A 13,124-nucleotide genomic window follows, 5' to 3' on the forward strand; every position below is an offset into this window, starting at 1 on the left:
TTGCAATCATTGATCCGTTTTTTTCTCATGTTACATCCGCCTTTATTATAAAATATCCAGCCAAATTTTCACTGTTGTTAAAGTAATTAAGACTGCAAGAATCACTTGGAGAATTTTTGTATTTACTTTTTTACCTGCCATCGCACCTAAAGGGGAAGCAATTAGACTGGCAATAACCATAATAGCCGCAGGACCATAGTCTACTTGCCCTGTTGTTATTTTCCCTATTGTTGCTCCGATGGAAGAAATAAACGTAATGGCAAGCGACGAGGCGATCGTCATGCGAGTAGGAATTTTCAAAATGACCAGCATGATTGGCACTAGTAAAAACGCTCCTGCTGCACCAACTACTCCAGATCCAAGCCCAACAATTAATGCAAGTGTCGCCGCGAGCCATTTATTGAATTTCACTTGATCGAATGGAATATCATCCAATCCTTTTTTCGGAATAAACATCATTATTGCCGCAATCAATGCCAATATTCCATAGATTATATTAATACTGCCCTCTGACATTAATTTTGATCCAAAACCACCGATAAAACTACCAATTAAGATGCTAGCACCCATGTAGCCGATTAATGTCTTATTTAAATACCCATCTTTGCGGTAAGCCCATACACCACCAATTGTAGCAAAAAATACTTGAACAGCACTAATTCCTGATACTTCATGGGCAGAAAAGGCAGCCATCCCTACTAAAGGAGGAATATAAAGAAGCATTGGGTATTTAATGATCGAGCCACCAATTCCTAACATCCCCGATATATATGAGCCGATGAATCCAATCAAAAAGATTGTAATCACAAATGTAATGTCCATTGATTGCCCTTCCTCTTAAGAAAAGAGAACCTGTTAGGTTCCCTTTTCTGTTGTATTTTTCACATGCCCTTTTTAATCCAGAATTTCAATACGCCATTTTCGTCTACGTATTTCAACAATTTATGGCCACCTGATTTTGCCCATGCCGTTAAATCATTTATTGATCCTTTATCTGTAGTATGAATCTCAATTATTTGTCCCTCTTCTAATTCATTCATTGCTTTTTTTGTTCGCACAATGGGCATCGGGCAAGCTAAGCCTTTTACATCCACCATTTTTGCTACTTCCATTTATATAAAACCTCCTTTTTGTTAGCAACTCACGATATGTCAAACATTGCCTAATCTCCGCTCACTATGTTTGGAGAAGTATTTTTTTACCGCACGGCACAACGGTTTGGGCCAATTTCCATTTCACGTTGTTCTTCTTCATTTGGAGTCATTTTCCCCATGTTTGTTTGACGGATTTCTTTGTATGAGTTGGGCTGTGGTGGTAAATTTTCTGTTACAAGTCGTCTGAATTCATTCTCATCCTTTATGTTTAAGCCATGGTTTTCCGCAAAAAGCTTTCCTAGTGTTTTACTGACGCTACCGTCTTCATTTAATTCTTCCATTATCATGAAGTGAGCCGGAAGAACAATTAGCTCTTCAGATAATTGTTTATATCGTTTATATAGACTTTCTCTTAAATCATCAACCCAGTCTTCAGCAAGTCCTGCAAGGTCAGGCCTTCCGATTGAATCAATAAATAAAATATCACCAGAAAGTAAAAATTGCTCATCCACTACAAATGAAGTTGACCCAATTGTATGACCTGGTGTGTAAAGTGCATGAATATTAATGGCCGTCCGACCAATTGTGACATTATTTCCATCTTCTAGTGGCTCATAATTAAAAGTCACTTCTGTTGCATCTTTCGGTGGAAGCCAATAGATCGCATTTGCTTTCTCTGCAATGTTACGACCGCCAGAAATATGATCAGCATGGAGATGTGTATCAAAGACGTGGGTAATTTTTGCTCCCTTAAGAGTAGCAAACTCTAGAAAGACATCTGCCATTCTTGTCGCATCAATAATGGCAGCTTCCCCATTAGAAATAACCATATAGGATAAACAGCCTTTTCCGATCCGAACGAACTGATAAACCTCGCCTCCGTCTTTTAGATCACCTACTTTGACAGGCTCTAAATGTTCACTCCACGTTTTCATCCCACCTTCTAAATATGAAACAGTTAAACCAGCCTCTGAAAGCAATTCCGCAACATAAAGTGATGAACCTTCTTTCGCACAAACAACTAAAATATCTTTATGAGAAGGAAGTCTATCGAGAATTTCATCTACTCCATCAAGTAAGTCAAAGTACGGAATATTCAAGTATTCAAAGTGTTCCCCATCAATCTTCCAATCTTGAAAATCATCTGTATTACGTACATCAAGAATAAATAATTCTTCTTTATTAATTACTTTTTTTGTTATCTCTCCTGCTGTCATTACGTTTACAGCCATCTTCTTAGTTACCCCCTATGGTATTGTTTTACACAAAAAAATAATTTCTCTCATGCCTCATGATTAGCCTGCCTTTAGGACAGGCAACCACGAAATCCTATTAAAATGTTAATGTTACATCTGCGTCTTTGGCGAATTCTAAAAATGTTACGGCTCCCCCAACCTCAATTCCATCAACAAAAATGTCTTTTTCTAATCCCATGACATCCATTGTCATTTGACAGCCTATAAATTTAACACCCATTTCTTGAGCCATTCCAACCATTTCTGGAATAGCAGGGACATTTGCCTTAGCAAAGCCTTCTGCAAAATGCTCTTTTCCCTCTGGCATAGGAAGCTGCTTGTTTGCCTCTTTATGAATTAAATGTAAACCTTCAAATGTGAAAAATACGGCTACCTCCTGATCCGTCGCTGCTGCTGCAGTTGCAATATTAAATACTTTATATGCATCAAATAATCCACCATTGCTTGCAATAATCGCTACTTTTTTATTCATCATTACTCCCCCTCATTTTGTAATACTCTTAAAATATTTTCTGGATCATAGCCAATAATCCAGTGGCCATTAACTTCTGACTGAGGCACACCCATTTGTCCAGTTGTATGAATAAGCTTTCGCATCATTTCTGGGTTTGCTTCAACATTGACTTCATTAAAAGAAATCTTTTGATCCTTTAGAAAGTTTTTCAACATCACACAATATGGACATCTTGTAGTTGTGTAAACTGTGACTGCATTCATCTTCTACACCTCTTCACCTTGAATATTTACTGTCCGTCCAGACCATTCACTCATGCCTGGAATAACATTCATAACTTTTCCAAATCCCTTTTCTGCTAACTTTTGTGCGGCAAAATCGCTGCGATTTCCGGTACGGCAAATGACAAAAATTTCTGCGTCTTTCTCAAGTTCATGAAAGTGCTCTTCTAATTCACCTAAAGGAATGGAGAGTGCATTTGGAATATGGTTAAAAGCATATTCAGCTGCTTCCCTTACATCTAGAACAACAATATTATCTTTAACCAGTAGCTTTCGTTCAAGCTCTTCATTTGTTGCGATATGGGGGTACTTCTTTTCGTTCAGTTCTTCACCTGAGGATTTTCTGACATAATGAGCTAATACATCCCCATCCTTGATTGTCCCTAAATATTGATGTCCAGAACTTTTGGCCCATGCTTGCATATCTGCTCGAGAGCCTTGATCTGTCGCTTCAACCTTCAATACTTGACCAGCCTCTAAATCGGTTATCGCTTTTTTCGTTTTCACAATGGGCATTGGACAAGAAAGCCCTTTAGCATCAACCACCTGATCTGATTTAATATGATTCACTATGAAGCCTCCTCCACTTACCTTATAGGGTATATTTTTACGTAAAAAAATTACTCTACCTCTCCATCCCAAGAAAGCATTCCACCTGACATATTTATAACCTTGTAGCCGTAACTACTAAGAAACTGACAAGCACGGCCACTTCTACCACCTGAACGGCAAACGACAATATATTCTTTAGATTTATCTAATTCATGCATACGAAACTCTAGTAATCCTAACGGAATGTTAATAGCACCAGGTATTTTCCCGGCCTTAACCTCCTCTACTTCACGAACATCAATAATATTTAACGATTTGTCATTCAATAATAACTCATTCACTTCACTAGCATATAATTGTTCCATGATGATCACTCCTTTATTTGGCTTTGGATGTTAATTCAATGGGAGCTTTTGCTACATAAGTGATAATCGATCCACTTCAGTTTTTCATTCTTATCGCCAGGCACTTACTCCGCCTTTAACATTTGTGATTTTAGCAAATCCTAATTTTTTTAAAGTTTTACATCCTTGCTGACTTCTCATTCCACTTTGGCAAATAACAACGACCTCTTTATCTTTTGCTAGTTGACTTGCTTTTTGCGAAAGCTGGTTTAAAGGAATATTTTTGAACCCTCTAATATGATTACTTTTAAACTCCCCTGGTGTGCGAACATCAATAAATTGTTTTGTCCTGTCTTGCAATTCCTGTTTGAGCTCCGTTGTAGATATATGTTTAACCCCTTTAGTTGGTGCAAGGCGCCTTATGATGAAAATAATTAATAATGCTAAAATGAGATAATTTATATACTGCATGGCATTTGCCTCCTTTTTTACTTTACCATTACCCCTACGGGTATAATGTTATCTAAAATAAAAAGAGGTGTCAACTCTTTTTTCCAGCAAGAAGGGATAGTTCGACCTTCTCACTGGCTTGTCTTATGCTTGTCGCCCCTGAGCAAGGCACATCAGCTTTTCTTTGTCTAGCTTCTGTGCCTAGGGGCTCGAGGTCATAAGCCATTCCAGCAAGAAGGTATAGTTCGACCTTCTCACTGGCTTGTCTTATGCTTGTCGCCCCTGAGCAAGGCACATCAGCTTTTCTTACTACCTGCTTTTGACTAGGAGGTTGACTGCCTCTTTTACTAATTCCTCTGTACTTTTTTCTCCATTTTCTTCTGCGTGTTTGACACATTCTACTAAATTTGAACTGACAATGACGCCTATGGTGCGGTCGATTGCTGTTCTTGCAGCTGAAAGCTGAGTGATGACGTCCTTACAGTCTTGATCCTCTTCCATCATTCTTAATATTCCACGAAGTTGGCCTTCGATGCGTTTTACTCTATTTTTTATTTGATCATTGTAATCCATCGTACTCCCTCCCCCTTAACAAGATTTTAAATGATTTCTTTCAATTATAGTATACCCATCAACTTGATAACCTTTTTGCCGTAAATAACGAATACCTACATTTCTTTCTAGTGGTCCAGATGCAATAATATGAAGTTTCTCCTTCGGTATCTCGCTAAGGTTTCTATTAAGATACGCAATAGGGATATTTTTCGCTCCGAAGATCGGACTATGATTTGAAACATTGTAGTCCCTTATGTCAATAATATTCGTTTTCTCCTTATCTAAACTAGTGCAATCTACACTTTGTACGTGTAAGACAGGGATATATCTTATATATAGTAACCATATTACGAAACTGAGTAAAATGAGGATAAAATATAACAATGAAGAAACACTCCTTTTTAAAATAAGCGGCCAACCTTTATATTATACCCCGTTAGGTATGTTGTCAACTTATATAATTCCTTTTAAAACGATGTCTGCATTTACTTTTCAAAGGAAGATTTTTATTGCTTGCATTTCATAAAATTACGTTTAAAATAGGGGTAGGGGTATATGAAAACCGAAAGGATGGAGCAATATGAAGAAAAAGATATTGATAGTAGGTGGAGTGGCTGGAGGAGCAACTGCCGCTGCCCGACTTAGAAGATTAGATGAGAAGTCAACGATTATTTTATTTGAAAGAGGAGAACATATTTCCTTTGCAAACTGTGGGTTGCCTTATTACATTGGAGAAACAATTAAAAGCCGTGACAAACTGTTAGTGCAAACAGTAGAAGGGATGAGTAAAAAGTTTAACTTAGATATTCGTAATGTAAGTGAAGTAACTGCCATTAACCGTGAACAGAAAACAGTAACAGTGAAAAATATGAAGACGAATGAAGTTTATGAAGAAAGCTATGATGTGCTCTTGCTTTCTCCAGGTGCAAAGCCTATTGTTCCCCCTATCCCAGGGCTTAAAGAAGCAAATCATGTTTTTACATTAAGAAATATTCCGGATACGGATAAAATAAAAAGCTTTGTTGATGAACAGAAACCAAGCACTGCTGTTGTAATCGGTGGTGGATTTATTGGTTTAGAAATGGCGGAAAACTTAGCTGAACGTGGTGTACATGTCACGATTATCGAAATGGCAAATCAAGTAATGGCTCCGTTAGATTTTGAAATGGCAGCGATTGTTCATAATCATTTAATTGAAAAAGGTGCGAATTTAATATTAGAAGATGGTGTACAGTCTTTTGAAAATGATGGAAAAACCATTACATTATCGAGCGGACGAAAAATAAATACAGATATGATTCTCCTTTCAATTGGCGTTAGACCTGAAAACACATTAGCTATAGACGCAAATCTCAATATTGGTGAACGAGGCGGCATCCAGGTAAATGAATATTTACAAACGAATGACGAAAATATTTATGCGATTGGGGATGCCATTGAAGTAACTGATTATATAAATGGAAAACCTGCAATGATCCCACTTGCAGGACCTGCAAACCGTCAAGGTAGAATTGTCGCAAATAATATTTATGGAAAAAATGAAACGTATAAAGGAACATTAGGTACTTCTGTTGCTAAAGTCTTTGATTTAACCGTTTCTACAACCGGAAATAATGAAAAGTCATTAAAGAGATTAGGAATAGAATATAAGGTTGTTCATATCCATCCTTCCTCACATGCTGGCTACTATCCAGGAGCTTATCCAATAGCATTAAAGCTGATTTTTGATTCTCGAAATGGAAAAATATTTGGTGCACAAGCTGTTGGACGTGATGGAGTTGAAAAGAGAATGGATGTTATCGCGACAGCAATTAAAGGAAATTTAACAGTCGAAGATTTAACCGAAATTGAATTAGCGTACGCGCCACCGTTTTCATCTGCCAAGGATCCAGTTAATATGGCTGGGTATGTCGCAACTAACATCCTAAATGAAGATGTCAAAACCGTGCAATGGCATGAAATCAACCAAATAGTTGATGATGGTGGTCTGTTAATCGATGTTCGCGAACCGATTGAAAGAGAAATGGGCTTTATAAAAGGATCCATTAATATTCCTTTAGGAGAAATTCGCGAGCGCTTAAATGAAATTCCAAAGGACAAGTCTATTTATGTTTCATGTCAAGTCGGCTTAAGAGGATATTTAGCATCAAGAATTTTGTCAGAGAATGGATTTAATGTTTACAATGTAGACGGTGGTTGGAAAACATATGCTAGTGTTTATCGAGAGTCAACTAAAGCCAGATCAAAGGATCATTCTGAAAAAGCGACTGTATCGATTTCAATTGATACTTCTGGCATAATGTGTCCTGGACCTATTTCAGAAGTGCAAACAAATCTAACAAATCTACAGGTCGGAAATATCCTTGAAGTAACGACAACTGATAATACTTTTGTTGAGGACATTAAAACTTGGTGTGTAACAAACGAACAAACTTTCATTAAGGTTGATTGGCAAGAAAATCAATTCCACGTCCTGATTAGAAAAGAAAAATAAAAAAGGCAAAAAATCATTGCATTCGCCAGCTCCTTCTGGCGAATATTTTGTTTTTATCAGCAGAAAAATATTAATGAGCAGTTCTTTTTAATTTTTGGCCATGCTTTTTCACATGTTTATTAAAATAATTTCTAACCTCAATTGGCGTAATTCCAATCTTTTTAGCTGTTAAAATTAATGCCATCCACTCTTCGTCTAGCTCTTCCCCTTTTGTCTTTTTTAACGAGCTCATTTATGGTCATCTCCTAACTAGACATTATATCTTTCATTATGCTAACTATGGATTCGGCTACGATACTTATTCGTTAATTTAAGAATTTTTTTAATAGACATTTTCTCATTTTTTAGAAAGATGCTTTAATCATACAACTTCACTCTGAACAAATACTGAACATTCTGAATTTACCGTTAAAAAAAGCCGATAACAAGCTGCAAAAATGCACACTTTTTATCGACAAGATTTATTTTCAGAACTATACGATGAAATAGGCGATAATGGATAAACAAATGGATGTGATTCCCATAGCAATTAAAGGTTTTAACGCTTTTGTCCGCAGGTCGCGTAAACTTACATTCAGCCCAAGTCCAACCATTGCTGCGGTTAAGCACCATGTCGTTAAGTTTGCAATATCATTCATAAAATGATCAGAAACAGTAATAACGGGGCCAAGTACATAACTGCCCAAAACACTCATCATGATAAAGCCTAATAAAAACCAAGGAAATTCAACTTTTGTATCTTCTTTTTCTTCACCCTTATTTTTTCTTTTCATCCAATACATAAAAATAAAACATAATGGTACAAGAAGAAATACTCTACCGAGCTTCGCTAGCAAACCGATAGCAAGTGAATCCTGCCCTCCAGGTGCAGCCGCCAATGCTACATGGGCAATTTCATGCAAGCTTATCCCTGACCATATCCCATATTCAATATCTGTTAAAGGTAAAAACGGTCTTAAAATTGTATAAATAATAGCAAAAATGGTCCCGACTAGAGCAATAATGCCTACCCCTATGGCGGTTTCTTCATCCTTTGATTTAATGATCGGGGCTATGGCGGCAATGGCAGCAGCTCCACATACCCCCGTGCCTACACCAACTAGTAGGGAGATATTTTTTTCAGCTTTTAATAGACGAGCAAGCCACACCGTTAACAATATCGCAAACATAATCACACCTACATCACGAACGAGCAAGCCAAGCCCATCTTCAATAACCGTACCGATATTAAGTTTTAACCCATACAATATAATGGCAAAGCGTAATAATTTCTTCGATGAAAAACCAATGCCAGAGCGCAAAAATTCTGGATAGCCAAAAAACTGGCGGTACATTACAGCTAAAATAATTGCTGATGCTAATTGTCCAATATGATCAAAGCCAGGTAATTTTGCTAATAAAAAGCCAAGAAAGGCTATTAAAAATGTGAAGGCTATTCCACCTAGCCAGCGACCAAAATGGTTCTTTTTCTTATGAGTAGAATTTATATTCGTTTCATTTTCTTTTCCTAACTTATCTACCACTATCCACATCTCCAGTCTTTCTGTTTGGCTCTGTTAACCTTATCTGTTGATTTCCGCTGCAGGTTGCTCGCTTTCCGCGGGCGGTCCGGAAGCCTCCTCGGCGCTATCGCACCTGCGGGGTCTTCCCTGTCCCTTCCTCCCGCAGGAGTCTCGCCACCTTCCGCTCCAATCAACAGGTGCAAAAATCAACAATTCTCTCTAACAGAGCCTTCTATTTATAGAAAAATCAATTCGTCCATTTACGTAATTCTTGTTTTTATCATACTGCTATTTTTATCATTAGAAAAATAAAAATAAATAATACTAATGATAAGTAAAATTATATAATAGAGATGAACAGTACGAATTGAAAGAGGGACTCGACGTGGACCAGCAGCTCTTTATTTTTATAACTGTAGCAGAAAAGAAGAATTTTTCGCGGGCAGCAGAGGAATTGCATATGACGCAGCCTGCTGTAAGCCAATATATACAAGCACTTGAAAGAACGATGGGAACAAAATTATTAGAACGTAGCAATAAATATGTCCGCTTAAATAAAGCAGGAGAAATTGTCTATCACCACGCCAAAGAAATTCTCGGGCTTTATACAAAAATGCATTATTTAATTGATGACCTGACAAACAATACGAGCGGGCCGCTAGCAATAGGAGCGAGCTATACGTATGGAGAATATGTTTTGCCACATCTGCTTGCGAAAATGCAGGAAAAATACCCGGCAATCAATCCAACCATTTCGATTGGCAACACAAAGGAAATTGCTGAATTAGTACTCGGTCATCAATTAGATGTTGGAATTGTAGAGGGAAACTTTAAAGATAAAAACCTTCAGATTGAACCATTCGCCGTAGATTACATGAGCATTGTCGCATCACCAAATCACTCACTCGCACAAAAAAATAACGAAATTACGCTTTCAGATTTAACAGAAGCAACATGGATTGTAAGAGAAATTGGCTCTGGAACGCGAGAAGCAGTTGAAAACATGTTTGAGCAATACGAAATTTCCCCAAAGAAAAAATTGGAATTCGGCAGCACACAAATCATAAAGGAAGCGGTTGAAGCGAATCTTGGTATTAGCTTATTATCAGATTGGACAATTCGTAAAGAAATTTCACTAGGAACGTTGAAAGTGATTCATGTGAATGGTATTGCGATTACACGAGAATTTTCTACCGTTCTTTGCTCGCCTTTTCAGACAAAAGCTTTAAAAGTTTTTCTAGACATGATTAAAAAGAATTAGATGACATTGTATCTCATTATTTTTTCACTATAATAGAAGTGAGGTGAACACCATGGCACGGGAACGGAAATTTTCACTTGATGAACTTTATGCAACAACGAAAGAACTCCTTCTACTTCACGGATATGAGGGCTTTACATTTAGTATTTTAGCTGAAAGACTAGCTGTATCAAGAGGCACATTGTATAAATACTATGAAAATAAAGAAGAGCTGATTACAGATTATATGTTAGATGAAATGAATAAATTTTTAGTCAAGCTCCAAAAGTTTAATCAACATAATAGCTTTGAATCGCAATTTAATGAACTCATTGAACTAATTTTTGAGCATCGTGAAATTCATCATATTATCATAATTGCTTTACAAATACCCGCTAATATATCTAAAAAAGTGAAATTAAATAAAGCAAAACTAGATGCGCAGCATCTTGATATGTACAAGCATTTACAAGGCTTTATCCAATTAGGAAGAGAAGAACAAATGCTAAAGCCTCATATTCCAGATGGTTTAATTTTAGGTTTTATTTTTCAAACGATCGCGATTCCGAATCATTTTGGAATTTCTTATGCTGAATGGGTTGATTCGGTAAAGGAAATTATTAGTCACGGAATGTTTAAACATAATGATTGACACTAATGTCACCTATAGAAGATAATAACATTGACATTAGTGTCTTTTTATTTTTCCTCAAAGTGACAGTACTGTCACTTTGTCCATTCTAATAAGATGTAAGTAAATAATAAAAGAAAGGAATTAGATAATGAAATCATTTTTACACTTCATTACCGATCGTGTTACGACGAAAAAAGGAATGTGGATTACGTTAGCTGCTTGGTTCATTATAGCGATGGTGCTAGCCATTTTCGCTCCAAGTGCGAAAGACTATCAAGTTTCTTCCATTGATTCACTTCCTAAAGATGCCGAGTCCATCATTGCTCAAAATAAGGTCGATCAGTACTTTAAGGATAATGATGGCATTCCCGCCATATTAGTCTTTCAATCAAAAATTGGCGAAATTCAATTCGAACAGCTTGCCAACCTTTTTGACAAGATAACAGAAGAAAATATTAAAGGAGTAGAGCAAATTATTCCTTTATCTTCTATTCCTCCACAAGCTGCTTCTGGCTTCTTTTCTGAAGATAAGTCAACAGCATTAATTCCTTTATCATTTGATTCTTCTTTTGAGACGAAAGAAATTAAACTAGCAAAAGAAAAGATCGAAGAAATCGTCTCGTCCGAAACAGATTTAACTCTTTATGTGACAGGTCCTGCAGGAATTGGAATCGACTCTCTTGATCTTTTTTCTAGAGCGGATGTCGTCTTAATTTTATCAACAGTTGGGTTAATTCTAATTTTATTAGTCATTATTTATCGGTCACCGTTACTAGCTTTAATTCCATTGCTTGCTGCTGCCTTCGTTTATGAAGTCGTTATGCAAACACTCGGATTAATGGGCGCTGCCGGACTAGAGATGAGCAATCAAACGCTTTCGATTATGACAATTCTTTTATTTGCAGCTGTCATTGATTACTCATTATTCGTTTTCTCGCGATATCGTGAAGAACTCAAAAATCATGAAAGTAAATTCGAAGCGATGAAAGCGGCTATGCGAGAAACTGGCATGCCAGTGTTCTTCTCTGGAGGAACTGTACTTGCAGCTATGCTCGTTTTGTTCTTTGCACAGTTTGGTGATTATCGTAATTTTGCCCCGACCTTCGGGACAACGATGGTTATTATAATGGCAGCGTCCATCACGCTTGTTCCTGCCCTATTTACACTGTTTGGACGTAAATCATTTTGGCCGAAAATTCCACGTGTCGGAGAAACAACCATTAAGAAAAATTCTTTTTGGAGCCGAATTGGCCGCTTTGTTGTAAAAAAACCTGTTCTTTCCGTTTCATTAATGGGGATTTTCCTCCTTATTTCCGCAAGCAATATGTTCAATTTGAAGTATGAGTTTGACACAATGAAATCCTTCCCAGAAGATATGCCTTCAAGACAAGGGTATGAAATTTTGGAGGAGAATTTTGCTAAAGGGGATCTGGCTCCAACGACCGTCTTATTCGAAGCAGATGAAGTGATGACAGATGAACAAAAGGAGGCATTAAAGCAAGAGCTGGCCAATCAGCCGCTCGTAAGCAATGTTCGTGTGAACGGCATGGCTGAAGAGGGAAAAGTAATTAATTATAGTCTGACATTTGAAGAAAGTCCTTATGCAATTGAAATGATAGACGCTTTAGAAGAAATTAGAAGCAATGCTGAAAAAATTATCTCTGGCAGCAAAGTTTCAGGTGAGCTCTACTTCGCAGGCGAAACTGCTAAAAAGGTTGACGAGCGTTCAATCAACAATAGGGATTTAATCGTCATTGTCCTATTAGAAACGGTTCTCATTTTTGGGATGCTGATCGTTTTAACAAAATCATTTAAAATGCCAATCTATATGATGGGAACCATTTTAATTAGTTTCTTGGCTGCTCTCGGCTTAGGGATGTTTCTTACTAATTTATTCTTTGATATTCAAACGATTAGTGACCGTGTACCGCTTTATTCGTTTGTATTCTTAGTTGCACTCGGAATTGACTATAATATTATTTTAATATCGAGGTATCAAGAGGAAAAAAGAAAACATTCGGTTAAAGAAGCAGTTGAAATTGCTGTCGCAAATACAGGTGGAGTCATTTCCTCTGCAGGCTTAATCCTTGCCGCAACCTTTGCCGTATTAATGACCCAGCCGATTGAACTACTATTTGTTTTCGGTTTCATCATTGCAGTTGGAATCCTATTAGATACATTCTTAATTAGAGGTATTTTATTACCTGGATTAATCGTATTATTTGAGAAAGAAAAAGCCGTTAAAGGTGAACAATAAGGACAAGGGGA

Annotated in this window: 15 protein-coding genes; 4 read left to right on the plus strand and 11 right to left on the minus strand. The window is 37.1% G+C overall.

What is annotated here, in order from left to right; translation table 11 throughout:
* Positions 1-45: 45 nt before the first annotated feature.
* The 9 genes from KDN24_RS22160 to KDN24_RS22200 form a co-directional block, all read right to left on the minus strand.
* Positions 46-822 (minus strand): sulfite exporter TauE/SafE family protein, encoded by a 777-nt coding sequence (locus KDN24_RS22160; RefSeq protein WP_409974071.1) that lies wholly within the window; start codon positions 820-822, stop codon positions 46-48.
* 59 nt (positions 823-881) lie between these two features.
* On the minus strand, positions 882-1,112 hold the full coding sequence (locus KDN24_RS22165; RefSeq protein WP_409974070.1) for a sulfurtransferase TusA family protein: 231 nt from the start codon (positions 1,110-1,112) through the stop codon (positions 882-884).
* An 86-nt stretch (positions 1,113-1,198) separates the two neighbouring features.
* Positions 1,199-2,326, minus strand: coding sequence for an MBL fold metallo-hydrolase (locus tag KDN24_RS22170; RefSeq protein WP_409974069.1), 1,128 nt, complete (start codon positions 2,324-2,326; stop codon positions 1,199-1,201).
* A gap of 100 nt (positions 2,327-2,426) precedes the next feature.
* Positions 2,427-2,822 (minus strand): DsrE/DsrF/DrsH-like family protein, encoded by a 396-nt coding sequence (locus KDN24_RS22175; protein WP_409974068.1) that lies wholly within the window; start codon positions 2,820-2,822, stop codon positions 2,427-2,429.
* 2 nt (positions 2,823-2,824) lie between these two features.
* Entirely contained in the window at positions 2,825-3,067 is a 243-nt protein-coding gene (locus KDN24_RS22180; RefSeq protein WP_409974067.1) for a glutaredoxin family protein, read from the minus strand.
* 3 nt (positions 3,068-3,070) lie between these two features.
* A complete protein-coding gene (locus KDN24_RS22185) occupies positions 3,071-3,655 on the minus strand; it encodes a sulfurtransferase TusA family protein (RefSeq protein WP_409974066.1) in 585 nt (194 codons plus the stop codon).
* A gap of 50 nt (positions 3,656-3,705) precedes the next feature.
* Complete coding sequence (locus KDN24_RS22190; RefSeq protein WP_409974065.1) at positions 3,706-4,002, minus strand: rhodanese-like domain-containing protein; 297 nt, start codon at positions 4,000-4,002, stop codon at positions 3,706-3,708.
* Between the two features lie 90 nt (positions 4,003-4,092).
* Positions 4,093-4,452 (minus strand): rhodanese-like domain-containing protein, encoded by a 360-nt coding sequence (locus KDN24_RS22195; RefSeq protein WP_409974064.1) that lies wholly within the window; start codon positions 4,450-4,452, stop codon positions 4,093-4,095.
* Between the two features lie 288 nt (positions 4,453-4,740).
* Positions 4,741-5,004 carry a metal-sensitive transcriptional regulator gene (locus KDN24_RS22200; RefSeq protein WP_409974063.1) on the minus strand — a complete coding sequence of 88 codons (264 nt, stop codon included), beginning with the start codon at positions 5,002-5,004 and terminating at the stop codon, positions 4,741-4,743.
* 562 nt (positions 5,005-5,566) lie between these two features.
* Between KDN24_RS22200 and KDN24_RS22205 the strand changes: the two genes are divergently transcribed.
* On the plus strand, positions 5,567-7,480 hold the full coding sequence (locus KDN24_RS22205; protein ID WP_409974062.1) for a CoA-disulfide reductase: 1,914 nt from the start codon (positions 5,567-5,569) through the stop codon (positions 7,478-7,480).
* 70 nt (positions 7,481-7,550) lie between these two features.
* Here the strand turns inward: KDN24_RS22205 and sinI are convergent, their stop codons facing one another.
* Positions 7,551-7,712 carry an anti-repressor SinI family protein gene (gene sinI / locus KDN24_RS22210; RefSeq protein ID WP_409974061.1) on the minus strand — a complete coding sequence of 54 codons (162 nt, stop codon included), beginning with the start codon at positions 7,710-7,712 and terminating at the stop codon, positions 7,551-7,553.
* A gap of 241 nt (positions 7,713-7,953) precedes the next feature.
* Positions 7,954-8,967 (minus strand): YeiH family protein, encoded by a 1,014-nt coding sequence (locus tag KDN24_RS22215; protein ID WP_409974337.1) that lies wholly within the window; start codon positions 8,965-8,967, stop codon positions 7,954-7,956.
* A 400-nt stretch (positions 8,968-9,367) separates the two neighbouring features.
* Between KDN24_RS22215 and KDN24_RS22220 the strand changes: the two genes are divergently transcribed.
* The 3 genes from KDN24_RS22220 to KDN24_RS22230 all read left to right on the plus strand — a co-directional run bounded on the left by KDN24_RS22220 (position 9,368) and on the right by KDN24_RS22230 (position 13,113).
* The gene (locus KDN24_RS22220; RefSeq protein WP_409974060.1) at positions 9,368-10,243 is read left to right on the plus strand and encodes a LysR family transcriptional regulator; all 876 of its coding nucleotides are present in this window, start codon (positions 9,368-9,370) and stop codon (positions 10,241-10,243) included.
* Positions 10,244-10,295: 52 nt separating this feature from the next.
* Positions 10,296-10,874: a TetR/AcrR family transcriptional regulator gene (locus KDN24_RS22225; RefSeq protein ID WP_409974059.1), complete on the plus strand. Its 579-nt coding sequence runs from the start codon at positions 10,296-10,298 to the stop codon at positions 10,872-10,874.
* 130 nt (positions 10,875-11,004) lie between these two features.
* Positions 11,005-13,113 (plus strand): MMPL family transporter, encoded by a 2,109-nt coding sequence (locus KDN24_RS22230; protein ID WP_491348164.1) that lies wholly within the window; start codon positions 11,005-11,007, stop codon positions 13,111-13,113.
* Positions 13,114-13,124 lie beyond the last annotated feature (11 nt).

Source organism: Cytobacillus sp. Bva_UNVM-123 (assembly GCF_046351715.2).
In the GTDB taxonomy this organism is placed as follows: Bacteria; Bacillota; Bacilli; order Bacillales; family Cytobacillaceae; genus Cytobacillus.

Excerpts from the sequence above, each read along its gene's own strand:
- KDN24_RS22175 (WP_409974068.1), bottom strand. The coding sequence starts at position 2,822 with ATGAATAAAAAAGTAGCGATTATTGCAAGCAATGGTGGATTATTTGAT.
- KDN24_RS22170 (WP_409974069.1), bottom strand. The coding sequence starts at position 2,326 with ATGGCTGTAAACGTAATGACAGCAGGAGAGATAACAAAAAAAGTAATT.
- KDN24_RS22225 (WP_409974059.1), top strand. The coding sequence starts at position 10,296 with ATGGCACGGGAACGGAAATTTTCACTTGATGAACTTTATGCAACAACG.
- KDN24_RS22165 (WP_409974070.1), bottom strand. The coding sequence starts at position 1,112 with ATGGAAGTAGCAAAAATGGTGGATGTAAAAGGCTTAGCTTGCCCGATG.
- KDN24_RS22205 (WP_409974062.1), top strand. The coding sequence starts at position 5,567 with ATGAAGAAAAAGATATTGATAGTAGGTGGAGTGGCTGGAGGAGCAACT.
- KDN24_RS22180 (WP_409974067.1), bottom strand. The coding sequence starts at position 3,067 with ATGAATGCAGTCACAGTTTACACAACTACAAGATGTCCATATTGTGTG.
- KDN24_RS22200 (WP_409974063.1), bottom strand. The coding sequence starts at position 5,004 with ATGGATTACAATGATCAAATAAAAAATAGAGTAAAACGCATCGAAGGC.
- sinI (WP_409974061.1), bottom strand. The coding sequence starts at position 7,712 with ATGAGCTCGTTAAAAAAGACAAAAGGGGAAGAGCTAGACGAAGAGTGG.
- KDN24_RS22195 (WP_409974064.1), bottom strand. The coding sequence starts at position 4,452 with ATGCAGTATATAAATTATCTCATTTTAGCATTATTAATTATTTTCATC.
- KDN24_RS22160 (WP_409974071.1), bottom strand. The coding sequence starts at position 822 with ATGGACATTACATTTGTGATTACAATCTTTTTGATTGGATTCATCGGC.
- KDN24_RS22190 (WP_409974065.1), bottom strand. The coding sequence starts at position 4,002 with ATGGAACAATTATATGCTAGTGAAGTGAATGAGTTATTATTGAATGAC.
- KDN24_RS22230 (WP_491348164.1), top strand. The coding sequence starts at position 11,005 with ATGAAATCATTTTTACACTTCATTACCGATCGTGTTACGACGAAAAAA.